Below are 23,275 nucleotides of genomic sequence, written 5' to 3' on the forward strand. Positions count from 1 at the left end.
CTGTCCACGGGAGCGGTCACGGGATGTTCAGAGGGTCGAACCCGAGGCTCTCCTCGTCGAGGAAGTGGAGCTTGCCCCTCGCGCTGCTTTGCAGGGACCGGAGCTCCAGGGCGATCATCTGGAGGCCCCACTGTAGCGATTGCACGGCATCCACGGCGGAAAAAACGCGCTCCATGCGACGCTGCCCGGGACCGATGATCTCGAAGGGGAGGACCCATTTCGAGGCGTCCTTTTCTTCGGGCGCCCCGACGCGGAGCCATACCTTTTCCGATGGCCGGGCGTCGTCGAACACGAATTCGTATTCACGTTCAGCGATGACTAGCATCGTTTTTCCTGCTCGCAGTCGACGATGCACTTGGCGTACGCCGGATCACGCCCTCGGGACGCCGCCGACCAGATTGAATACCATTCGATGCAGCTCCGCGACGATATGCGCCCGCTCCTCGTCGGTCGCCCGGAATCCGCGAAACACCTTGCGTCCACCCTTCCCGGGCATCGCCTCCTCGGTCACGTAAATGCGGCCGTCGCTGCCAATGCCGAGAAGCACCTCGGTGCCCCACAGGAGCAGCGCCGCCCTGCCGCGAGCGGCCACTTCACGCGGACGAAGCGCGTAGCCGACGAAGATCTCGCGCCCGGCGTACGAGGCAGGCTTTTCCTCGGGAAGGGCAACGAAGAGCCCGCCGTCGCTCGTGAGCATGATTTCCGTCGGGAGGCGCGGGTCGGGTTCTGGAAGGGGTCGCGTTTTCATGGGACCTGACGAATGACCACGCCTGGACGACGGCGTCGGACGGCGTGCTCGCCCAGAAAAGAGCAAGCCAACCCGGCGCCGCCGTCCAGGCGTGGTTTCTCCGAACAACAGCAAAGCGCGCTGCAGCCCGAAACGGTCCGCGCGCACGCCGCTCGCTACGTACTGCACCCGAGGCACGCAAATCCGTCGCGCGTCGTGACGGGTCACGGTGTTTTTTCGGATCGAGGCCCGCGGCGCCTGCGCGCCCTACGGATGGACGCTCTGGAGCTCGCGACAGAAGACGTTGCCGGGACCGGCCATGCGGCACGCCTCGGCAACGCTCTTCTTGTCGCCGCGGTCGTGGGCGATCGCGGCGGCGCGCCCGAGCGAACGCGGCCCTGCGTTCTTGTACGTGTCGTCCGCCGGGCACGGGAGCGCGCGCGGCGGCGGCGACGGGGGGCAGAAGGGCGGCGGCTCGACCATCGGACGCGACTGCATGAGCTCGGTCACGACCGGCACCACGCCACCGGGCCGGAGGTCGGGCACCACGAGCGCGAGGTGGTTCGCCCAGGGCGCGTCCCTCCGCGAGAGCAGAAAAAGGAGAAGAGCGATGACGCCGGCCGCGACCGCGAAACGGCGCGCCCATGGCCCCCATGTGTCCGTGGTGGGCCTTGCAGGCGGAGCGGCGGCCGGGAGGGAGGTCGAGACGGGCGTCGGCCGCGCGCCTTGCGTGTCGTCCTCGACCTCCGCGCCACCAGACCTCTCGATGAGGAACGGCAGCACCACGCCCCGCCGCGCGTCCTCGACGCCGACGCGCTGAAGCGCCTCGCGCATCTTCTTGTTGACCCGCCGCAAGGCCGCGTCGACGGCGTCCGCCGTTCGGCCGAACGAGGTGGCGATTTCGCGAATCGAAAGCTCGTCGAAGAACCGCGCCGCGACCATCTCCCGCTCCTGCGTGGGCAGGGAATCGAGGATCTGGTGGAGGAGCGAATCCGTCTCTTGTATCGAGGCTTCGCGCTCCGGGGTCGACGGGGACGCGGCGACATCGGCCTCGTCGAGGTGCAGCGCGAACCGCTCGCGTACCCTGACGCGCTTCTGATAGGCGTAGGCCACCGTGCGCATCTGGTAATGCACCCAGCCCCCGATTTCTTTGGCAGGGTCATATTCCTCGCGCTTCTTCCAGCAAGAGAGGAGCGTCTCCTGCACGAGGTCGGGCACATCGGCGGCGGGGAACCGGCGTGAGAGCCAAGCTTGCAGCTTGGTCCGTTGCGACTCCAGGGCTCTCGTGAATTCGCGTTCGTCCATGGCGACCTCGCTCAAACCAGACAACAAAGGGTGCGGGGCCCTGCGAGCGCGACCTCTCCCTCGACGTCACCGCCCGCAGGAGCGCAGGACCCGGCGTGATACACGGGCGGAGCGGCCGTCTTCGCGCCGAGCGCGCGGCCTTTGGAGGCGACGTCGTGGCAGGTCGGACCATCCGACCCTGCGCTGGCAATCCAAGGAGACGTGGTGCAGGCCGCATCGGCGAAGAGGGAGATCTCCGAGGAACACGAGCTGCCCTGGGGCGCGCCGCAGGTGCAGGCCGTGCAAATGCGTTCGTCCTTGAATTCTTCGTAAAGGACGAACTGCTCCACGTACCCTTCGGCTGGGCAAGCGTGCAGGCCCGTCAGGTACACGCACTGCCGAAAGTCGGCGGATGGCTTGGGGGCGCAATGCTCGTCAGGCGCGCATTTGCCATACGCGCTGCCCTCGCACACACGGGCCATGCGGCTCCAAGAGGGTTTGGGCGGGGCCGTCGTGGTCGCGCCCGTCTTGTCGAGGGCGGCGCAGCCGATGTCTTGTTTGCCGAGCGGCCCGATCGTCACGGATTGCACGCAGGGCGTTCCCGCGCCGCAAGAGAGGTCCCGGCGATGGCATGGTCTGCGGCGCAGGTGCCATCCCACGCCGCGGGGGGATCATTCGGCGTCGCGGCGGTGCCTTCGGGCGGCGTGCAGGGGGCGGCGTGGGCGGTGATCGTCTCGGGGAGGGAACAGGTGCCGTCCGAGGGACCGCAGGAGCACGGGCCGCAGTGTTTGGGTGGAAGGACGAGGTCCGTGTACCAGACGAATTGCTCGACGGGCGCGTTGTCGGGGCAATCCGGCGCGGTGCCGTCGTTCGGGCCGATCCAGACGAGGACGGGGTAGGAGCTGTCGCCGGGGTGGAAGGGCACGCAGTCGCCGTCACAGGTAAAATCGCAGTTGCTGCTACTCGGGCCTGCGTCCTCTTTCTCGCCGCCGTCGGTGCCGGCGTCGGGGGTGCTACCCCCTTCACCCCCCTCGCCGTCGGGGGGGACGATGACCTCAATGACACCTTCCCCTTGCCCACAAGCGCTCGCCACCACGCAGGCGGCAAACACGAGAACCGCACCCAGCTTGACCAGCACATGCCGATCCTTGTGCATCTCTGATACTCCTCATTCGATAAAAGAAACTGCAACGCCGAGCCCCAGCGCGACGCGCATGTATGGCGATCGCCAGTGGGTCACGATGTCCGTGGAGTCGCCGTCGAGCGGGCCCCGGATCGTGATGGCCCTTAGCTGCCCGCTCACATCCCCGTAGCCGAACAGCGTAAAGCGCGACGAGAGCGGGTACCTACCCACAACCCGGCCGCCAAATCCCATCGAGAAGCCGTCCGATGCGCTGACCACGATGGGCGGCGGCGCATCGAGACCGATGATCGAGGCGTTGATCGCGCCGCAGACGTCGAGGAATCGGACGCCGACGCAGGGGAGGAAGCCCACGGTGAAGAGCGACGCGCGGGCGTCCTTCAGCTCTGGATCCCCGACCCCGGCGACGGGGGTGATCACGCCCCGAAGATCCATGCCAAACGCGAGGTTCTTCCACCGAATGCCCAGCAGGCCCCCACCCCCGATGGCGACCTGCGGCATTCCGTAGGGCATGACCGTGGCGCCCAGGGCCATCTCGATCTGAAAAGGCAGCTTGTCCGTTTCCTCGGCCGGCGCCCGCTGCGCCCACATCGGCGCCGTCCCCTCCCACGGCGTCAGCGGCGCCTCCGACGGCTCCCCCGCCATCGCGTCCAGGAACGACGCCGGCATCTCCATCCGCAGCTCGGGGCGCTCCACCTCGAACCGGGGCGGCGAAAGGAGCCACGGCGGCGGCGCCTCCCCCGGCCAACCGCCCGGGCCAAACCGGATCCGGATCAGGGTCGCCGCATCATAAAGGAGCTCCCGGCAGTCCGGGCTCGTGACGACCCGCCGCCACTCCCCCTCCCCCGTCGGGTTTGGCGCGGAAAGCTCGGCCTCGATCCCCCTGCCGTTCGTCCGGGTCTCCACCCGGAGCGTCGCCGCCGCGTCCGCACGAACGAGCAGATATCCGAACTCGCCCGCGAGGATCAGGGCAAACTCGTCCGCGTTCGGACAGCCGCGCCCCGGGAGATGGACCTGGTAATCCAGCCCGAACGCAATCTGCGGCGGCGCCTCGGCGGCGACGTTGCCCGAGAGCGTCAGGGCGGCGCATGCAACGGCGATGGCAACCCGGTTGATCATGACGAACCCCAAGATACCCGGAAAGAAGGGTGATCCGCAAGGGGGGTTCGTCCAACGGGAACCGACGCGGAGCCGTGCCGCCCGTCTGGGCTCGAACGACAACGGCTCCGCGCCAGCTTCCGAGGCGCATCTTACCGCGGACAAACTTCGATGTCAAGCCCGGGACAAACGTTTTTGTTGGGTCCCCCAAAAAAGAGCCGGCGCGAGGCCTTGCCCCTGGCCAACCGCCAACACGGCCCCGCGCCGGCCCTCGCCCCTACCGCGGACAAACGAGACGGTCAAGCCCGAGGACAAACATTTTCGTCTTGCCCACGCGCGGGTGGTGTAGGGTTCGTCGTAGGAGAAGAGGGGAGCACGTCATGAAGCGCCGTCGAGCATTGGCCGCCCTCGTCGCCATCGCCATCGCCATCGTCGTCACCGTGGGGCTGATGACCCGCCGGGCGGAGTCGGAGATGCTCCAAGCAACCACCTGCGAGACCGACCTCCGCGTCGTCTTCGAGATGTGCGAGCGAGGCCGGACGAATGGCCCCTGCGAGCACGTGTCCGAAGCGTTCGAGGAGGCGTGTCAGGCCGGCTGCGTGGCGGGCGTCTGCCCGGAGCAGACGAGGTGCACGGGCGGGGATCCCGTGTGGTGTGCGTCGTGCACCGAGATGCGGGGCGCTCTCTTCTGGAGCAACCTCTTCAGCACCGCGGCCTGGTGCGATGGGGAGCTCGGCGTGGGATACGCCGAGGTCGACCCGGAGGTCTGGGATGCGTGCTTGAAAGAGGCGGTCGGGCGGCAATGCCCGGAGATCAGGGGTACGGATTGGTTCGCGCGGATGCGGGAACGAAAGGAGTGACCGGCAGTTCAAGGGAATTGACGCGAAGTTGTGTCGCGAATGTGGGAGTGGTGCAACAGCGGCTCCGCGCCAGCTTCCGAGGGTGGTCCTATCGCGGGCAAACTCCGTTGTCAAGCACCGCGACAAACGTTTCCGTTCGAGTTCGAGCGCGAGGACAAACGTTCGTCCCGTCCGCCCGACGGGTGGTGGAGGGGTCGGTGTCCTGAGGAAGAGGGGAGCACGTCATGAAACGCCTCCACCGGTTGGCCGTCGCTGTCGATGTCGCTCTCATGCTCACGCCGGGGATGGGGGCGTCTGGGAGGACGGTTGGTGGTTCCTCGACCCGCCCCACGCAATCGACACGGCCACTCAGCGAATGCACCGTCCCATCCGACGATCGCATCATCCCGCCCAACGCCCTCCTCGCCCTCCCCCGACGCAATCGTCGACCCGCCCAGCATCCTCGTCCCCTCCCCTGACGCAATCGCCGCCCACCCCCCTCGACCTCGTCGGCTCCACCCACGCGATCGTCGACCTCCCTCAACGACCTCGCCGACAACCCCCACGCGATCGTCGACCTCCCCCGACGACATCGTCGGCCCAGCCCGACGACTTCGTCGACCTCCCCCGACGATCCCGTCGTCGAATTCGTGCTGAATCACGCCCGCCCCTCGACGACACAATCCCCCTGGTTACGTTCCCCGTTCTCCCGCAACCCTTGCAAAAGAGGTATCGCGATGTCCCATGTAGCTGCAAAGCCGTATCCCGGTCCGTTCGAGTTCTCCCTCAAAGATTGCGAGCCCGACCTCGTCGACCTCCCTCCAGGCGCGATGAGCCACCTCCGCAGCGAGCAAGATGGCCTCGCCGAGGTCTTCGCAGAGCTCGCCGCCAGCGTGCCGGCGCTCGGTGACGAAGCCGGCATCCTGCCGAAGGTCTATCAGCGCCTGCTCGATTCCAATGGCTCGATCGACAAGCTCGCCATCCACGAAGTCGTGCTCGCCAAGGCCCTCGAGGTCGTCCGGGAATCACGGGCGAAGAAGGTGCACGAGCGCGAAAACGACATCGCCTCGATCGTCGACACCGTGAAGTCGAGGGCGCGCCGCGGCGCAGACAAAGCGCTGCTCAACGCATTCGAGAAGACGATCAAGTACAACGCGCAGATCGCCGAGAAGGCCGCGAAGACGCGTCGCAAGAACGCCGAGAAGGCCAAGGCCACGCCCACCACCGGCTGAACGATGCAAGAAGGGGGGCGGCGGCGCGCTCCCCTCCACGCGCCGCCGCCCCACCCGACCCTCCCCTACCAAGCCAGCGCGAACGTAACTGCCGGGTCGCCACGAACGATCAGGGAACGCAGGCTCGAGGGTTCCCAGACGGCGAGGCAAAAGCTTATCTTTGCCCCATGCAGACTCCCCCCGACCTGCCGCGCACGTACCAGGTGCGGGCCAAAGACCGAGAACCCCTGCTCCGATGGATGGTGGATGCGCTCGCTCAGTGCGGATGTCGTATCATCCACACGAGCGGGCCGCGGTCTGCACCTTTCCGAATCTCATTCGAGCTTCCAACGGGTGAGCGCATGGGCATCATCGCTTACGCGTTCCTTGCGAACACCAGGCTCACGAAGAATCGGCCCGACGACGAGCATCGTTTCCAGGTAAAGTACGGCTCGAAGGACGGTGAACTCCATCCGCTCTGGCAGGACCCCTTCGGCCTCTACACGACGCTGTTCGTGGGTATCAACCCCGAGCGAGGGTTCTTCGTGGGCGCAGATCCCGTGCTGCACAGCCCCACCAAGTTCTTCATCTCGGTAGAGTTCAAGGAAGCCCACGCAGCAGCGATCGAGCGCTTCGGTTGGCATGCGTGGGAGCGTGAACGACAGGGAGCAGACGATCCCGTCGAGATACTCGCCGGTGGCCAGCCTACCGCATTCCTCCGGTACATCCTGTTCGAGCGCGAGGCGCTCGGCGAAGACCAAGGCCATCGTCACCTCCTCGCAGATAGAAGTGACCGCCTGCTCGTTCCGCGCAATACGCGAGGCGGCGGTCAGGCCACGCGGTCTGCGGTCCCGTCGGCTGAACGCCTACACACGCTCTCTCACGAGTTCGCCATGACCGAGTCCGAGGTGCTCGACCTGATCGCGTCCACGCCCTACGTGAAAAAAGCCGTGCGGGGCTCCGTTGCGGAGGAGCACTTGGTCCGCGTTCTTGCCAGGCTCCCAGGCGCAACGGACGTACATCGCGTGCCTGGGGACGGTGAGGTCGACGTGTCCATCCGACTCGACGGCGGCCGTCCTATCGGCATCCAATGCAAAAACGTTCTACGACAGCGCTCCCGGGACGGGCTGGCTCGCCTTGACTTTCAGCGCACCCGTGCCGCGAAGGCCGAGCCATGCTCGCGATACTACTCGCCGCACGACTTCGACATCGTCGCGGCGTGCCTCCATGCGGTGACGGAGGAGTGGACATTCAAGTTCGCGCTCCCCAAGACGCTCGATCCGCACGCAACTTGCGTGGGCAAACTCGCGAGCAACGTACGGATCGACGACCGCTGGTCGGCCGACGTACACCAGGTTCTTCATCTCGCAGGCTAACAGGACTACCCGCCGGACGACCCGCGTGGTACTCGACCTGCCCGATGGACCGCAAACCGGTTCTCATCAGCCTCTACTCCGGTGCTGGCGGACTCGACTACGGGTTCGAGGAGGCGGGGTTTCGCACGGGCGTTGCCGTCGAGATGGATCACGACTGTTGCGACACGCTCCGCGCGAACCGCACCTTCCCGGTCATCGAGAAGAGCATCTTCGATGTGCCCACCGGCGACATGCTCGCCGCAGCTCGCACGAAGCGGGGCAAGCTGGACCTGGTGATCGGGGGTCCTCCATGTCAACCGTTCTCGAAGTCCGGATACTGGGCGCGTGGCGACACCAAGCGACTTGAGGATCCACGCGCAGGAACGCTTGGCGCCTACATGCGTGTCGTCGAGGAGGCCCTTCCCCGCGCGTTCGTGCTGGAGAACGTCGAGGGCCTTGCGTACACGGAGAAGAACGAGGGCCTCACGCTCGTGCTCGACATGATCGAGCAGATCAACCGGCGACAGAAGGTCCACTATATCCCCTCCTTCCGCGTTCTGTGCGCCGCTGATTTCGGGGTCCCGCAGCTCCGCTACCGTCTATTTCTGATAGCCTCGCGCGAAGGACAACCTTTCTCTTTCCCATCTCCGACTCACGCCTCGAAGAACGAAACGGCACAGCAGACATCCCTCCTTGCTCTGCCGCCCTATCGGACTGCATGGGATGCGCTCGGGGATTTGCGGGTGGACCCGAGCGAGGAGCTGGAGATGAGGGGGAAGTGGGCGCGCCTGCTTCCTTCGATTCCCGAGGGAGAAAACTACCTCTGGCACACGGACCGCGGCGGCGGAATGCCACTCTTCGGTTGGCGCCGTCGTTTCTGGTCTTTTCTCCTGAAGCTCGCGAAGGACCGGCCCTCATGGACGATCCAGGCGCAGCCGGGGCCTGGCACAGGTCCATTCCACTGGGCAAACCGACGTCTCTCCATGCGCGAACTTTGCCGCCTGCAGACATTCCCGGATGACGTACACATCCAGGGGAACGACCGCGCCATCCAACGGCAGGTTGGAAACGCGGTCCCGTCGCTTCTGGCCGAGATCCTTGGTCGCGCTGTGCGGACACAACTCCTCGGCGATGCCCGAAGTCGCGAGCCGCTCCACCTGATGCCGCCGATCCGAACGCCCGTCCCACCGCCCGAACCCGTGCGTCCGGTCCCGCAGGAGTACCGCTCCCTACGCGGCGTCCACCACGCGCATCCGGGCACGGGAAAAGGCCACAGAGCCGTCGCATGGGCGGAAGAGGCGCAATAGCGCCGCCGCCCCCCTTTCCACCTCACGCCAATGCAAACGCGTGCGCCCGATGCGCGTCCCGATACGCGAGCCGCGTGATGGCCTCGCGCAGGAGGTCCTCGCGTAGCTCTTGCGCAATCACGCCATGGCCAATGCCGTTCAGCAGCGGCACATGCGGCGGCCGGCCAAAGGATCGCTCCGACAACCCGTCGAGCAGCAAGAGCCGCCCCTCCGAATCGACGTTGCCGAGCGCGTCGTGCCACAGGCGCAGCCCGAGCCGCTCGAGCAGGCGGTGGATCGACTCGCGCTCCGCCTCCGTGTTCGTCCCGTGCAGCGCGCCGAGCGTCGTGTCGAGCGCGATGCCCACCGCGAGCGCTTCGCCCTGGCGGATGCGGCGCTCCGTGTGGAGCTCGATCCGGTCGGCCGCCCACGCGCCGAACGCGAGCGGCCCCTCGGGGCCGTAGATGTCCTCGTTCGGCACCGTGGCCGCGAGGCTCGCGTGCAAGGTGGCGCTCTGCTGCAGGAGCTCCGCGACGGCGTCGCGCTCCCCCGAGACGAGCCGGTGCGCGTGCGAGACGATCCAGTCGACGAGCCCCTCGTCCCACAGGAGCGCAGCGCGTACGGCCTGGACGAGGCCGAAGACCTTTTCGCGCGTCTTCTGCGTCTCGACGAAGCGCCGATCGCATACGACCGCGTAGGGCGCGCGGAACGTGCACAAGAAGTCCTTCGTGCCGAACGCGTTGATCGCGCTCTTCGGCAAGACCGCGGGGCCGGCCTGCGCGAGCGTCGTCGTGGGCACGCGGACGACCCGCGGCGCGCTCTGCATCGTCGACGCGGCGAAGCCCACGAGGTCGAGCAGCGACGCGCCGCCCACGACGAGCAGGATCGAGCGTCGATCGAGCTCCAGGGCGTGGAAGTACGCCTGCAGGCGCGACGGAAGCGCCGCGTCGTCCTTCACGCGCTCGCCTCCGCCCTGAACGATCGGCGGAGCCACGAGATCCAGCGCGTCGGTGTGACACCGGGCATACCGCTCGATGTGCAAATTCAGCTCGGGCTGGGCAGCGAGCGCCCCCCGGTCGACGATGGCCGCGACGCGGTGACGGACGTCGGGCTCGCGCTGAACGATGAGGTGACGCAAGTCACGGTTCATCGGCGAGAACACGTCGCTCGTGAAGCAGACCGGGTACTCGAACGGCGATGCCGAGGCTCTGACGTGGACAATCACAGCGCTCTCCAGAGGTGAGCACGCCTGCATGCGGCGTACCGCTCGGTCGAGCGCGATCGTGAGCACAAACGAACAATCCCCGGGAGGCGGCGCCTACCGGGGACTGCTTTCGGGTCTCGTGTCTGTCTTGTCGGGGCGAGAGGATTTGAACCTCCGACTCCTCGGTCCCGAACCGAGTGCGCTACCAGGCTGCGCTACGCCCCGTACGCCGCGGGCTTTCGCCACCGACGTGGGGGCGGACCATGCTCGCAGCGGGCGCTTCTGTCAAGTCCTGACGAGCAGAGATTTCATCCGAGGTGCCATCGCCCTGGGCGCCCTCACGTCCGCCGGGGACGTCGCCTGACTGTAAAAATCTTGAAACGCAAGTAAAAAAGTCGATCCCAGAGCGGACGGGCTCGTGTTAAAGTGCTACTGGAATCGAGACGAGACCTGGGGGCGCTCAGAGCTCCCCCCAGGCCGAACCTGCGGCGACTCCAGGGGGGGGTTCGAGGGAGAAGCCCGGCGGTCCGGGGGAACCCCTCGGGCGTCGACGTGAGCTTTTTTAACGTTTGGGGGCTGTGCCCCCAAACCCCCGGTCGATGTGGCCGCGAATAGGAGGACAAGGTGGCAATCGAGCTTCCGGCAGTTCGCATCCTGATCGTGGACGATGACCGAGCCATCTGCGACTACATGCAGACGCTGCTCGAACGGGATGGGTACCAAGTCAAGACGCTGGTGGATCCCTCGGCCGTGGAGGAGGAGGTCCGCACCGGCGGGTATCACCTCATCATCCTCGATCTGATGATGCCCAAGCTCGACGGCATCGAGGTGCTCAAGCGCATCCGCAAGGTCGACACCGACATCGCGGTCGTCATCTTCACGGGCTTCCCGAACCTGGAGAGCGCCGTGCAATCGATGAAGCTCGACGCCGTCGACTACATCAAGAAGCCCTTCAACGTGGACGAGTTCCGCGAGGTGCTCGCCCGCGTCATGCGCAAGAAGGGCCTGGCGCGCACCCCCGAAGAGCAACTGCACCGCGTCATCGGCGACACGATCCGCAACCTCCGCAAGGAGAAGGATCTGACGCTGAAGCAGATGGCTCGCCGCACGGGCCTCAGCGTGTCGCTGCTCTCGCAGATCGAGCGCGCCGAGTCGAGCGCGTCGATCTCGTCGCTCTACAAGATCGCGGTCGCCCTGGAGTCCCGCATCCAGGACCTCTTCGGCCAGTACTAGGGCAAAGAGCCCTTCTCGATCGCGCGGTCGATCCGCGCGAGGTCCACGCCAGCGATGCGGTCGACCGCAGCGCCGCGCTTGTCGTACACGACGACATACGGAAGCTGGGGCACGTTCGCGAGGTAGCGCTTCGCGAGCGGCGTGTCCCAGTCCCCCACGTCGAGCCGTCGATACGCGACGTCCTTGCGCGCGCCGAGCACCTTCACCATGTGCTCGTCCACCTTGCGGCACGGGCCGCACCACGTGGCCGAGAAGTCGACGACCGTGACCTTGCCGCTCGCGAGGTGCGGCGCGAGGTCCGGGACGTCCCTTCCGCCCTCCACGACCGTGCGCACGTCCGCGCCCTCGGGGAACGGGACATGATCGAGGTAGCGGCCCTTGCCCGCCCCGAGGATCGCCTCGAACCCGTCCTCGGCGGCGAGCTTGCGCACCGCAGTGAAGACGTCGAAGCCGGGCGAAGCCACGACCACGACCTCCGCGTTGCGGCGATCGAACCGAGCGTCGTAGACGCCCGGGCGCTCGCGCAAGTCCGCGACGATCCCGTCGCCGCAGTCGCTGCAGTCGATCTTGTCGAGCGAGACGACGACGGTGCGCGCGTCCTTCGGATAGGAGCGCGCGCCGCCACACGCCGTGAGCAGGACGAACACGGACGACGTGAACAGGTGCTTCAGCGAGGTGCGCATCGGAAGATCCAACGATGCCGCCCCGGTCACACCCGAGCAAGGCCACGGCGTAGGCCTGAATCCACGCGGCAAGGCATGCTCGCTCGGTGTAGGCTCTCGCGCGTGAGCCAGAGCCAGATCCTGACCCGCACCCTCGCCGCCGATCACGTCACGCCTGTCCGCGCGTACAACGCGCTCCGGGCGCAATCCGCCGGTCGTTCGTCATTCCTGCTCGAATCCGTGCTGCCCGGCGAGCGCTGGGGGCGCTACTCGATCCTCGGCTACCGCGCGCGCACCGAGCACGCCTATCCGCCCGGCGCGAACGCGCTCGAGCTGCTCGCCAGCGACGCGTCCGAGCTGGAGAACGCCGAGGGCCTCGCCGCGCGCTTCTCGCAGGCGCTCGTCGGCTACCTGGTCTACGACGCGGCGAACGTGGCGAACGGCATCAAGCCGTGGCCGAACGAGGGCATGAGCGGGCGGCTCATGCGCGACTGCACGGTGGTCGTGTTCGACAACCTCACGCAGATGCTCACGATCGCAGGGCGATCGAAGGGCGCGATCGATCGGTGCGCGTGGGAAATGACGCACGGGCCCGAGCTCGATCCGCTGCCCTCGCCGGACCCGACGCTGGAAGCGCTGTTCGCCGAGCCGAACATCGACGACGACACCTACGCGGCGAAGGTCGCGAAGGCGAAGCAGTACATCGAGGCGGGCGATTGCCTGCAGATCGTCCTCGCTCGTACGTTCCGCGCGCCGATGCGGAACGCGGATGCGTTCGACGTGTACCGGGCGCTGCGGGTGCTCTCGCCCTCGCCGTACCTGTTCTTCCTGGACTTCGCGGAGACGCCGTTCGCCGAGGGGATGGCGATCGCAGGCGCGTCGCCGGAGACGATGGTGCGCGTGTCGGGCGGAAAGGTGACGCTGCGGCCGATCGCGGGGACACGCAAGCGCGGGGCGACGCAGGAGGAGGACGAGGCGCTCGAGCGCGAGCTCGTGGCCGACCCGAAGGAGCGCGCCGAGCACGTGATGCTCGTGGATCTCGCGCGGAACGACGTGGGTCGTGTGGCCGCGCCGGGGTCGGTGACGGTGACGAGCGAGATGAAGGTGCAGCGCTTCTCGCACGTGATGCACCTCGTGAGCGAGGTGGAAGGGACGCTCGCGGAGGACAAATCGCCGATCGACGCGGTGCGCGCGGCGATGCCGGCAGGCACGCTCTCGGGCGCGCCGAAGGTGCGGGCGATGCAGATCATCCGGCAGCTCGAACCGGGCCCGCGCGGCGTGTACGGCGGCGCGATCGGGTACGTATTGCCGGATGGAACGGTCGACTTCGCGATCCCGATCCGCACGGTGATCGCGCGCGGCGCGGATTTCGAGGTGACGGCGGGCGCGGGGATCGTGGCCGACAGCGATCCGCTGCGTGAGGCCGAGGAGACGCGGATCAAGGCGCGCGCGGCGCTGGCGGCGATCCGGAGCGCGCAGGACGCGGTCGAGCGGCGCGAGGCGGAAGCCGCGGCGATGCAGAAGCGGCGCGAGGAGGCGGAGCGGAAGAAGGCCGAGGCGGAGGCCGCGGCCAAGGCAAACGAGGAAGGTGGGGCGGGCTCGGGCGAGCCGGGCGCGGCGAGCTGAGCGCGCCTTCAATCAGGGCGAGAGCTTCGCGAGGAAGCCGTCGCCGTTCGTGAGGTATGCATTCAGCGGCCCGCCGCCGAAGTCGATCGAACCGCCGTAGAGCGCGCCCGCGAGGATCGTGTTCCCGGCGGTGTCGACGGCGAGGCCGCCGAGCCGCTGATCGCCGCTGTCGTACGGGCCGTCGAGGCTCTTCGCCCATACCGCATTGCCCGACGTGTCGAATTTCCCGAGGACAATGTCGTCATCGGCGCCGGTCAGCGCGCCCGCGCCGAAGTCGAAGGGCGCGTTGCTGTAGCTCGCGGAGTAGACATTGCCCGTCGCATCCACGGCGACGCTGCCGCCGTACGTGCCCCCTGTGAAGGGTCGCGCCCAGAGCGTATTGCCCGCGGGGTCCAGCTTCACGACGAAGCCGAGTCCCGTGACCGTCATGGGTCCGGTGCCGAAATCACAGGTGCCGCTGGAGATGCCGACGGCGAGCACATTGCCCGCCGCGTCCGTCGCGACGGAGGAAACGGTCTCGCCGCTGGTGCCGGCGAGGTTCGGGCAGAGGGACTTCATCCAGGCGTGCGAGCCCGCCGCGTCATATTTGACCACGGCCATCCCGCCCGCCGGGGACCAGGGAATTCGTCTGCGGGGTCGGATCTCCGGGCTCCGCGCCGCAACCGGCGAAGCCACAAGCGGTGGCGAGCAGGAGAACAGGAATGGAAGCGGGGGAATGAAAAGCGCGCATTCGGACCTCCCTGCGGGCGCCCCATCGACAATCACGTCGATGGTCGATTCGCAGAAGAGCCGAGCGTACACCTGTCGTGGTGGGTCGACAGTCATTTTCGGAAACTCCGGAGAGGAGATCAGGCGGGGTGTGCGCCCACCCCGAAGGCCCATCGGACGTTCCGGCGCGTCAAATAAAAGATCACCACCGCTGCAATCGCAATGGCGAGCCAGATCGGCCAGGCGGCCGGCGCCGACGCGACGGCGATGATCGCGAAGAGGGCGTTGACCGCCTGGACGCCGAGCGTCACGACCCACGCCCAGGCCCGCAGCATGAAGAGCCCCCACGCGACGGCGAACATGGCGATCCCGACCGCGACATCGAGCGCGATCGCCCAAGGCGGCAACGCCGTCCCCGTGACGGCCGGGATGCTGGAGAGAACCGTGAGCACACCGCTGAGCGCCATCAGCACGGCCACCGCGATGACGCCCGCTGGCCTCGTCTTGACTTCTTCCATGATGGCGCGTCGATGCAAAAGACGCGCAACACGAAATTCCGCTCCGGCCTTCCTCCGTCAGGACGTGTAGGCGCGGAGAACCGTCAAATCACGGGAAACCATGCGAAATGCCGCGCGCTCGGCCTCGGCGCGGATCTTCTCTTCATCGAGCGTCAGGATCGTCCCGTCCGCGTACACGAGTTTGCCTGCGACGAAGACGTGGCTCACGTCGCTGCCTTTCGCCGCGTGGACGAGGTTCGCCACGAGGTCGTGGCGCGGCACGAGGTGTGGTTTGTCGAAATCGAAGAGCACGAGATCGGCCGCGCGTCCGGCTTCGAGCGCGCCCGCCTCGGGAAAACCCATCGCGCGGGCGCCGGCCTGCGTGGCCACGCGCAGCGAGGCGTCGCCCGCGAGGGCCTCCGCGTCGCGGCACGCGAGCTTCTGGAGCAGCGTGAGAAACCGGACGGCTTCCTTCATGTCCATGTCGTTGTTCGATGCGGGCCCGTCGGTCCCGAGCGCGACGGAGACGCCCGCGCGGAGCAGGCGCGGCACGTCGCCCGGGCCCATCGCGAGCTTCATGTACGTGATCGGGCAATACGCGACGGTGGCGCCGCGCCGCGCGAGGATGGCGACGTCGTCGTCGCTCAGGTAGAGCGCGTGCGCCGCGATCGTGGGCACGTCGAGCACGCCCGTGTCTTCGAGCAGCCGCGTGGGCGTGACGCCGTGCGTGGCGAGCGAGCGGCTCACCTGCTCCCCGCTCTCGGCGAGGTGAATGTGCAGGCCGAGGCCTTTTTCCTTCGCGAGCGCCGCGATCTCGCGCAGGAACGCGGGCGGGCAGACGTAGGGCGAGTGGGGCCCGAGCATCGCGCGGATGCGGCCTTCTGCTTTGCCGTTCCATCGCTCGGCAAAGGCGAGCGCGCCTTCGAGGTCCACGCCGACCTCCTTGCCCGTCCCGAACTGGCACCACGTGAGCGACGCGCGCATCCCCGACGCCTCCACGACCTCGGCGACGTGGTCCATGTAGAAGTAGTGATCATTGAAGGCGACCGTGCCCGAGCGGATCATCTCGCACGCGGCGAGCTGCGCTCCGACGCGCACTTCTTCGGGGCCGAGCGCGGACTCGGCGACCCAGACGCGCTCGTTGAACCATCGATCGAGTGGCAGGTCCTCTGCGTAGCCGCGCACGAGCGACATCGACGCGTGGCAGTGGGCGTTGAAAAATCCGGGTACGGCGACGTGGTTCGTGCCGTCGATCGTCGTGTCGGGCGCGAAATCTTCAGGCGTTTTGCCGACGGCCACGAGAAACGCGCCGTCGATGGCGATGGCGCCGCCCCGGATCACCGTGCCTTTTTCGTCGAGGGTCACGATGTCCACGTCCTTGATCAGGGTCTTCACGGCTCGTCCTCCGGGCTCCGGGCGCGCTCGCGCCGTGGCGCATCCTACAACGACTCTTTTTGGTCCCAAAGCCCGCGGCGCGCTTCCCGGGATGGGACGGACAATGGTACGCTCGATGCCGCTTCGAGGACTTTGGGGGGATCCCCGGGAGAGCGCGGGCCATGGCTTTGACCGACCTCATCACCATCTCGTCGAGCGTGCTGCCGGACACGACGCGTGTGGTCGCATTCCGCGGCGTCGAGGCGATCTCGCGGACGTACGAGTTCGAAATTTTCCTGTCGCTCGAAGGGGAAGAGGGCGACGGGCTGGATCTCGGCGACGCGATCGGGGCCAAGGCGCAGCTCGTGATCGATCGGGCGGACGACAAGCTGCCGCCCTTCGTGTTCGCGGGGATCCTCGCGAGCGTGGAGCTCTTGCACGCGGTCGAGGGCCGCTCGCTCGTCCGCGCGGTGCTCGTCCCGCGGTTATGGCTGCTCGGCCTCTCCAAGCACAGCCGTATCTATACGAAGAAGAAGCTGCCCGAGGTGATCGAGTCGATCCTCGAAGACAATGGCCTCTCCGGCGACGATTACGAGCTGCGGCTCGGATCCTACGAGACGGAAGAGCACATCTGCCAGTACCGGGAGAGCGACCTCGATTTCATCTCGCGCTGGATGGAGCGCGAGGGCATTTTTTACTACTTCATCCACAACGAGGACGGCGAGAAGCTCGTCATCAGCGACGGGGCGTCGTACGAGGACGACATCATCGGCAAGCCCGTGCGGTATTTCCCGCAGACGGGGCAGGACCGGAGCGCCGGGGCCTCGTTCCGCGCGTTCACGAGCCGCCACCGGACGCTGCCGTCGCTGGTCAAGCTCAAGGATTATGATTATGCCCGGCCGAACCTGACGATCGCCGGCTCGGCGCAGGTCGCGTCGAACGGCGCGGGCGAGGTGAGCCTTTATGGCGAGCGCTTCTTCTCGGCCGCGGCGGGCGAGCGATTGGCGAAGCTCCGGGCCGAGGAGATGCTCGCGCGCGAGGTCGTCTACCAGGCCCGCGGCACGCGCTCGCACCTGCGCGCCGGGCACGTCTTCGAGATCGAGGAGCACCCGCGCGCGGCGCTCAACGCCCGTTACCTCGCGGTCGAGGCGCGCCACCACGGCAACCAGGCGGCGAGCGGGTCGGCGTTCCAGCAACTGCTCGATCTGGATCACGACGAGGTGTATTTCGTCGAGGTCGAGGCGATCCCGGAGGGCACGCAGTTCCGGCCGGAGGCGCGCACGCAATGGCCGCGCATCTACGGGTACGAGAATGGCACGGTGGACGGGCCGGCCGACAGCGAGTACGCGCAGATCGACGATCAGGGGCGTTATTCGGTCAAGTTCAAGTTCGACGAGACGAACCTGAAGGACGGCAAGGCGAGCACGTTCGTGCGCATGATGCAGCCGCACGGCGGCGGCGTGGAGGGGTTCCATTTCCCGTTGCGCAGGAACACCGAGGTCGTCTTCAGCTTCCTCGGCGGCGACCCGGATCGCCCGGTCATCTCGGGCGTCGTGCCGAACGCGCACACGCCGAGCCCGGTCACGAGCGGCAATCACACGAAGAACATCATTCAAACGGGCGGGCGGAACCGGCTCGAGCTCGAGGACAAGTCCGGACAGCAGCGCATCACGATGTCGACGCCGCACACGAACTCGTACGTGCGCATGGGGTCGCCCAACGACGGCCACACGATGATCATCCACACCGACGCCGCGACCCTGCTCGACGCGGGCGGCGACTGGAACATCGAGGTCGGCTATCACGACGGCGGACCGGTCGGCAACAAGACCGAAAAGGTCAAGGGCTCCGTCACCGAGACGTTCGAGGACGTAAAGACCGAGACGGTCACGAAGCTCGTCACCGAGAACTACAACGATCGTCAGGTCATCACGGTCGCGAAGGGGCAGGACCTCTCGATCACGGCCGGCGGGCAGAAGATCGGCATCGGGGGCGGCATGGGCGTCGCGGTGGACGGCGGCGTCTCGTTCAACGTCGGCGCCGGCACGGGGCTCGCCGCGCCCGGCAACAGCGATTTCAACGTCGGCGTGACCGGGGGCAATTTCAAGGCGACGACGAACCAGAACATCGACATGAAGGCGACCGCGGGCACGCAGTCGTACGTGAGCACGGGGAAAGCGACGCTGAAGAGCTCGGACGGCGACGTCGACATTTTCGCCAAGGGCAACATCAACGTCACGACCGAGGGCAAATACACGGGCTCCGTCAGCGGCGACAAGACGACGAACATCCTCGGCACGAGTTTCAAGATCGTCGGCAGCGACAAGCGGGAGATCACGTACGGCACGGGGATCACGTTCAACGCGAACGCGAACGCGAACTTCACGCTCGCCGCTGAGTTCAACCTGAAGGTCGGCGTGTTCATCGACGTGAAATGCTCGGCCGATTTCACGTTCGCCACGGGCATCAAGGCCGAGTTCTCCAGCGTGATCGATCTTCGCGCGACGCCGATGAAGGTCTCCGAAGCCACGGCGGGGTTCGCGTTCATGTCGGCCGGCGTCTTCATGGTCCAGACGCCGACGCTCGTGTTCACGGGCGCGGCGTTCATGTCGCGCGCCGCGATCCAGCTCATCAACTGAGCGCGCTCGCCGAGACGAGATTCACGTGCGTACGATCAAACCCGCAGGATTGATCCCGTCCGTCCGGGTCCAGGCGATCGGATTGCCTGGGCGCGGCTGCCTGTCCGTGACCTTCATGCTGCAATTCGGCGGCGAGGGCGCGGGCCTGCTCGTCAACGATGGAAACCTCGTCACGACGTTCACCGACGAGGGCACGAGCGTCTTCGACCAGGGATTGCCGAAGGTGCGCGGCGAGGTGCTCTGCGAGGGTTTTGCCGCGGGCCCCGAGCCTGCGATTGCGCGGCAGGTGCGGCTCGCCCTCGGCCGGATCGACAAGAAGCTCTACGTCGTCGGCGACCGGACGTGGGGCGCGACAGGCCCGTCCGAGCCCGTGCCGTACACGAGAATGCGGATCGCCTGGGAGAACGCGCTCGGCGGCGAGGGCGACCCGAGAAACTCCGTGGGCAAGGGCAAAAAGCCGATCACGGCGGCCGGCAAGAAGGTGCATCCCTTGCCGAACGTGGAATGGCCGAACCGGCTCGTCAAATCGCCGGGCGACGAGCCGCCCCCCGCGGGCTTCGGCCCGCTCGACCTGACGTGGGAGCCGCGCTCGAAGCGCGTCGGCAGTTATGGCCAGAAATGGCTGAAGACGCGGTATCCGGAGCTGCCCGAGGATTTCGATCCGCTCTTCTTCAACGTGGCGCCCGAGGACCAGTGGATGCCCGGGTATTTCCGCGGCGACGAGGCGTTCGTCGTGGAGAACATGCACCCCGACAAACCCAAGATCGAGGCGGCCCTCCCGGGCTTCTTGCCGCGGGCGTTCCTCGGGACGCGCAGCGCGCCTTCGCCCGTCGAGGTGCCGATGCACTGCGATACGGTGTGGATCTTCCCGCACGTCGAGCGCGTCGCGCTGATCTATCGTGGCATTTTCCAGGTCGCGACGGATGATGAGCTCGAAGTGAACGAGGTGATGGTGGGCCTCGAACGGTTGGGCGAGGCGAAGCCGCGGTCGCATTACGAGGAAGTGCGGCGGCGACGGCTCGACAAGGAGCGCGGGGCGCTCCACGCGCTCAAGGACAGCGATCTCTTGCCCGAGGGCGTGGGCGTGCTCAAGCCGAGCGGGAGCGACGATACGAAGGTCCTGCTCGAACGCGAGGGCTCGTTCGAAGAGAACATGCGGCGGCGCGCGGAGCTCGAATTGCAGCGCGCCCACGAGCAGGTCCGCGCCGCGGGCCTCGATCCGGGGCCGAGGTTGCCCGAAAAGCTGCCGCCGCGCGAGGAAATGCCCAAGGGCGACGTGCTCGCCTTCATGGAGTCCGTCGACGAGAAGGTCGAGGCTGCCAAAAAAGAGGGCGAGGCGCTCAAGAAGCAGGCGATGGAGCAGTTCCGGCAATCGTGCAAGGACGCGAAGCTCGATCCGGACGAGGTCCTCGAACGGCAGAAGCGGCGCTCGCTCGGGCCGCCCAAGTTCAGCGCGCAAAAGGAGCTCGAAACGCTGCGCGGGCTCGCGACCCTCAGCGAGGCGACGGGCGTGCCCATGCCGGAGGAGGTCTTTCAGAAGCTCCACGATCCTTCCATCGAGGAGAAGCTCGTCTTCGCCGAACAAAAAGTGAAAGAGGCATATCGGCAATCCGTGCACCGGGCGGAGGGCATGCCGCCGCTCGACGAGGAGGACGGGCGGAAGGTCCGCGCCGAGGTGGAGCAAGCGCTGCGGAATGGCGAGAGCCTCGCGGGCTGTGATTTTTCGGGCGTGGATCTCTCGGGCATCGATTTCCGGAAGGCCGATCTCTCGGAGTCGTTTTTCGAATCAGCGAACGTGGAGGGGTGTCGGTTCGACGAGGCGAATCTCCATCGCGCCGTCCTCGCACACGCGCGGGCGAAGGGCGCGATCTTCCGCGGGGCGCGGCTCGAAGAGGCGAACCTCGGTTGCGCGGACCTCACGGAGGCCGATTTCTCGGAGAACACGAACGTCACGCGCGTCATCTTTTTTCGGGCGAACCTCACGCGGGCGAACCTCGAAAAGGCGACGCTCGACCGGACCGATTTCACGGAGGCGAAGCTCGAAGGGACGAAGCTCGCCGGCTGCAAGGCCGAGGAGCTCATGTTCTCGAAGGTCTCGCTCGCCGGGGCGGACCTCTCCGGCTCGGTGCTGGAGAAATGCAACTTCCTCGAAGTCGATTGCACGAAGACGAACTTCACGGTGGCGAAGCTCGATCAATCGGTGTTCCTCGACGTGGAGGGGGACGGGGCGGTCTTCCGGCGCGCGAGCCTCACGAACCTCAGGGTCGTGCGGGTCGAGAAGGGCACGCGGTTCACGAACGCCGATTTTCGTGACGCGGACATGACCCGGGCAAATCTACGGGGCGCGCGGCTCGCGGGGAGTACGTTCGTGGCCGCGACCTTGCATACGGCAGATTTCTCGGAGACGGACCTCACGGGCGCGAAGCTCATGGGTGTACGGGCGCCCGAATCGCGCTTCGAGCGCGCGAACCTCACGAATGCGGATCTGCGCGGGGCCGATCTGCTCTCGGCGATGCTCGCGCGGGCCACGGTGGCGGGCGCGAATTTCGAGGAGGCGAACCTGTTCCGGGCCGACGGGGCGCGGATGGTGGGCGATACGAAGACGAGCTTCAAGGGCGCGAATCTGAAGCACTTCCGATATCTGCAAAGCCGAGGGGACGATGGACAAGGCAACGCTTGAGAACCTCGTCCGCAGCGGCGAACTCTTCGACGGCGCGGACCTCGGCGGCAAGGACCTCGCGGGCGCGGACCTGCGCGGCGCGGTCTTCGCGAATACGTCGTTCCGCGGCGCGAACCTCGCGGGCGCGAACCTGCGCGAGGCGACGTTCACGCAATGCGATTTCGCGAACGCGGTGCTCGAAGGGGCGACGTGGAGGCATGCGACCGTGATGAACACGCGGTTCGTCATGGCAAAACTTGGCGGGGCCGAGTTCGTCAACGTGACGGCGAACGGGTGTGATTTCACGGCGGCCGAGCTCGGGTCGGCGTCGCTCTTGCTCGCGAATTTCTCGAAGAGCTGCTTCGACGAGGCGACGCTCGCGGGGGCGAACCTGGAGCGCGCGTCGCTGCTCGAATCGAGCTTCAAGGGCGCGAGCCTCGCGGGCGCGAATCTCAAGCGCACGGCCCTCTTCCGCGCGGACCTCGTGGGCGTGACGCTCGCGGGCGCACGGCTCGAAATGACGGTGCTGACCGAGGCGAAGCTCGCCGGGCACTCGTTCGCGGGCGTGGATCTGCATCTGACGCAGCTCAATGACGCGAACCTCGAAGGGTGCAATTTCGAGAAGGCAAAGATCACGCAGGTCAATTTCAAGGGCGCAAACCTGAAGGGTGCAAAGCTCACGCGGGCGGACGCGAAGAATGCGATCTTTTTCGAGGCGCGGCTCGAAGGGGTCGACGCGCGCGGGGCGAACCTGAAAGAGGCGCTCTTTCCGAAGGTGATCGCGCCGGCCGTGCCTTTTGATGACGCGATCCTGGAGATGTCGATCTGGCACGAGGCAAAGGCCCCGGGCGCGAGCTTCAAGAATTGCGATCTCACGTATGCGGATTTTTCGCACGCGTCGATCGAGGGGGCGGATTTCTCGGGCGCGAAGATGTACAGGACGAGGCTCCACCGGGTGAAGGACGGGGGCGCGCGGTATCCGCTGGGACGGGCGGGCGCGCTCGGCGACGACGCCGACCTGGCGGAAGCGGAAGTTTGGCGAGACAAGCACCAGCGGATCTGGAAAGGAGACGGCGATGCATAACGCGGCGCGGAAGCTCGCGGCGAAGACCGTGTGGCAGGAGTTCGGCGAGGTCGTTTCGGCGGGTCCGGAAGGGTTTTCCGTGCGCACGGCGCTCGCCGAAGTGAACGCGAAGCGCGCCGCGAGTTGTCTCGTCGCGCCGGCCCCGGGGGACCGCGTCCTCGTGGCGACCGAGGAGGAGGGCGATTCGTTCGTGCTGGCAGTGCTGGAGCGGAAAGAATCGCAGAAGACGACGATCGCCGTGGAGGGGGATCTCGAACTGCGCACGCCGAGCGGGAAGGTGGAAATCGCGGCGCAGGAGGGCGTCGACGTGGTGGCCGCGGCGCCCGTGAACGTGACGGGCTCCGAGGTGACCGTGAAGGCGCTGCGGGCGCGTTTGTCGGCGGAGTGGATCGACGTGGTGGGCGCCGCGGTGAAGGCGGAGCTCGGCAAGGTGAAGATGCTGGCGTCGACGTTCGACGCGACGCTCGATCGATTCAGCCAGCGGGTGAAGCGCTCGTACCGGACGGTCGAGGAGATCGATCAGGTGCGTGCGCAGCACATCGACTGGGCAGCGCAGGGCAATGCGCACCTCCGGGGCGAAAACACGCTCGTGACGGCGACGGACCTCGTGAAGGTGAACGCCGATCAGGTGCATCTCGGCTGAAAAGG

21 protein-coding genes and 1 tRNA gene are annotated in these 23,275 nt (G+C 67.0%); 10 read left to right on the forward strand and 12 right to left on the reverse strand.

The genetic code is table 11. The features are described 5' to 3' along the window. Positions 1 to 16: 16 nt before the first annotated feature. The 6 genes from E8A74_RS18630 to E8A74_RS18655 form a co-directional block, all read right to left on the reverse strand. Positions 17 to 325 carry a DUF6968 family protein gene (locus tag E8A74_RS18630; RefSeq protein ID WP_136930379.1) on the reverse strand — a complete coding sequence of 103 codons (309 nt, stop codon included), beginning with the start codon at positions 323 to 325 and terminating at the stop codon, positions 17 to 19. A 45-nt stretch (positions 326 to 370) separates the two neighbouring features. Next, positions 371 to 697, reverse strand: coding sequence for a hypothetical protein (locus E8A74_RS18635; protein WP_170229218.1), 327 nt, complete (start codon positions 695 to 697; stop codon positions 371 to 373). Between the two features lie 297 nt (positions 698 to 994). Beyond that, positions 995 to 2,032: an RNA polymerase sigma factor gene (locus E8A74_RS18640; RefSeq protein ID WP_136930381.1), complete on the reverse strand. Its 1,038-nt coding sequence runs from the start codon at positions 2,030 to 2,032 to the stop codon at positions 995 to 997. A gap of 11 nt (positions 2,033 to 2,043) precedes the next feature. After that, positions 2,044 to 2,601 (reverse strand): hypothetical protein, encoded by a 558-nt coding sequence (locus E8A74_RS18645; protein WP_136930382.1) that lies wholly within the window; start codon positions 2,599 to 2,601, stop codon positions 2,044 to 2,046. Continuing rightward, positions 2,589 to 3,167 carry a hypothetical protein gene (locus E8A74_RS18650; protein WP_136930383.1) on the reverse strand — a complete coding sequence of 193 codons (579 nt, stop codon included), beginning with the start codon at positions 3,165 to 3,167 and terminating at the stop codon, positions 2,589 to 2,591. Before E8A74_RS18650 ends, E8A74_RS18645 begins: the two co-directional genes overlap by 13 nt. Positions 3,168 to 3,179: 12 nt before the next feature. Beyond that, positions 3,180 to 4,271, reverse strand: a complete 1,092-nt coding sequence (locus E8A74_RS18655) for a hypothetical protein (protein ID WP_136930384.1) — start codon at positions 4,269 to 4,271, stop codon at positions 3,180 to 3,182. Between the two features lie 359 nt (positions 4,272 to 4,630). On the opposite strand from E8A74_RS18655, the gene E8A74_RS18660 reads away from it, so the two are divergent. The 4 genes from E8A74_RS18660 (at position 4,631) to E8A74_RS18675 (ending at position 8,962) form a co-directional block, all read left to right on the forward strand. Then, a complete protein-coding gene (locus E8A74_RS18660) occupies positions 4,631 to 5,110 on the forward strand; it encodes a hypothetical protein (RefSeq protein WP_136930385.1) in 480 nt (159 codons plus the stop codon). 716 nt (positions 5,111 to 5,826) lie between these two features. After that, positions 5,827 to 6,321 (forward strand): hypothetical protein, encoded by a 495-nt coding sequence (locus tag E8A74_RS18665; protein WP_136930386.1) that lies wholly within the window; start codon positions 5,827 to 5,829, stop codon positions 6,319 to 6,321. Between the two features lie 341 nt (positions 6,322 to 6,662). Continuing rightward, positions 6,663 to 7,676: a hypothetical protein gene (locus E8A74_RS18670; RefSeq protein WP_136930387.1), complete on the forward strand. Its 1,014-nt coding sequence runs from the start codon at positions 6,663 to 6,665 to the stop codon at positions 7,674 to 7,676. Between the two features lie 44 nt (positions 7,677 to 7,720). After that, the gene (locus tag E8A74_RS18675; protein WP_136930388.1) at positions 7,721 to 8,962 is read left to right on the forward strand and encodes a DNA cytosine methyltransferase; all 1,242 of its coding nucleotides are present in this window, start codon (positions 7,721 to 7,723) and stop codon (positions 8,960 to 8,962) included. 22 nt (positions 8,963 to 8,984) lie between these two features. Here E8A74_RS18675 and E8A74_RS18680 read toward each other — a convergent pair whose 3' ends face one another. Both E8A74_RS18680 and E8A74_RS18685 read right to left on the reverse strand, forming a co-directional pair. After that, positions 8,985 to 10,166: a 3-dehydroquinate synthase family protein gene (locus tag E8A74_RS18680; protein ID WP_170229219.1), complete on the reverse strand. Its 1,182-nt coding sequence runs from the start codon at positions 10,164 to 10,166 to the stop codon at positions 8,985 to 8,987. A 130-nt stretch (positions 10,167 to 10,296) separates the two neighbouring features. Next, positions 10,297 to 10,370, reverse strand: a tRNA-Pro gene (locus E8A74_RS18685). Between the two features lie 399 nt (positions 10,371 to 10,769). On the opposite strand from E8A74_RS18685, the gene E8A74_RS18690 reads away from it, so the two are divergent. Further along, entirely contained in the window at positions 10,770 to 11,378 is a 609-nt protein-coding gene (locus E8A74_RS18690; protein ID WP_136930390.1) for a response regulator, read from the forward strand. Here E8A74_RS18690 and E8A74_RS18695 read toward each other — a convergent pair. Further along, positions 11,375 to 12,061, reverse strand: a complete 687-nt coding sequence (locus E8A74_RS18695) for a thioredoxin family protein (RefSeq protein ID WP_136930391.1) — start codon at positions 12,059 to 12,061, stop codon at positions 11,375 to 11,377. The genes E8A74_RS18690 and E8A74_RS18695 overlap by 4 nt on opposite strands. A gap of 102 nt (positions 12,062 to 12,163) precedes the next feature. On the opposite strand from E8A74_RS18695, the gene E8A74_RS18700 reads away from it, so the two are divergent. Further along, positions 12,164 to 13,666 (forward strand): anthranilate synthase component I family protein, encoded by a 1,503-nt coding sequence (locus tag E8A74_RS18700; protein WP_211365393.1) that lies wholly within the window; start codon positions 12,164 to 12,166, stop codon positions 13,664 to 13,666. 12 nt (positions 13,667 to 13,678) lie between these two features. Here E8A74_RS18700 and E8A74_RS18705 read toward each other — a convergent pair whose 3' ends face one another. The 3 genes from E8A74_RS18705 to E8A74_RS18715 form a co-directional block, all read right to left on the reverse strand. Then, the gene (locus E8A74_RS18705) at positions 13,679 to 14,266 is read right to left on the reverse strand and encodes an NHL repeat-containing protein (protein ID WP_136930392.1); all 588 of its coding nucleotides are present in this window, start codon (positions 14,264 to 14,266) and stop codon (positions 13,679 to 13,681) included. A gap of 248 nt (positions 14,267 to 14,514) precedes the next feature. Next, entirely contained in the window at positions 14,515 to 14,892 is a 378-nt protein-coding gene (locus tag E8A74_RS18710; RefSeq protein ID WP_136930393.1) for a hypothetical protein, read from the reverse strand. Positions 14,893 to 14,949: 57 nt separating this feature from the next. Further along, a complete protein-coding gene (locus E8A74_RS18715) occupies positions 14,950 to 16,266 on the reverse strand; it encodes an amidohydrolase (protein WP_136930394.1) in 1,317 nt (438 codons plus the stop codon). Positions 16,267 to 16,427: 161 nt separating this feature from the next. Here E8A74_RS18715 and E8A74_RS18720 point away from each other — a divergent pair, with 161 nt between their 5' ends. Genes E8A74_RS18720 through E8A74_RS18735 form a run of 4 tightly spaced genes read left to right on the forward strand, consistent with a single transcriptional unit; the run spans position 16,428 to position 23,270 of the window. After that, positions 16,428 to 18,884, forward strand: coding sequence for a type VI secretion system Vgr family protein (locus E8A74_RS18720; RefSeq protein ID WP_232379642.1), 2,457 nt, complete (start codon positions 16,428 to 16,430; stop codon positions 18,882 to 18,884). Between the two features lie 25 nt (positions 18,885 to 18,909). Next, positions 18,910 to 21,564 carry a DUF2169 family type VI secretion system accessory protein gene (locus E8A74_RS18725; RefSeq protein WP_136930395.1) on the forward strand — a complete coding sequence of 885 codons (2,655 nt, stop codon included), beginning with the start codon at positions 18,910 to 18,912 and terminating at the stop codon, positions 21,562 to 21,564. After that, positions 21,545 to 22,627: a pentapeptide repeat-containing protein gene (locus tag E8A74_RS18730; protein WP_136930396.1), complete on the forward strand. Its 1,083-nt coding sequence runs from the start codon at positions 21,545 to 21,547 to the stop codon at positions 22,625 to 22,627. Before E8A74_RS18725 ends, E8A74_RS18730 begins: the two co-directional genes overlap by 20 nt. Then, positions 22,620 to 23,270: a DUF3540 domain-containing protein gene (locus E8A74_RS18735; RefSeq protein ID WP_136930397.1), complete on the forward strand. Its 651-nt coding sequence runs from the start codon at positions 22,620 to 22,622 to the stop codon at positions 23,268 to 23,270. Before E8A74_RS18730 ends, E8A74_RS18735 begins: the two co-directional genes overlap by 8 nt. Positions 23,271 to 23,275: the final 5 nt, after the last annotated feature.

It is taken from the genome of Polyangium fumosum (assembly GCF_005144585.1).
GTDB lineage: Bacteria > Myxococcota_A > Polyangia > Polyangiales > Polyangiaceae > Polyangium > Polyangium fumosum.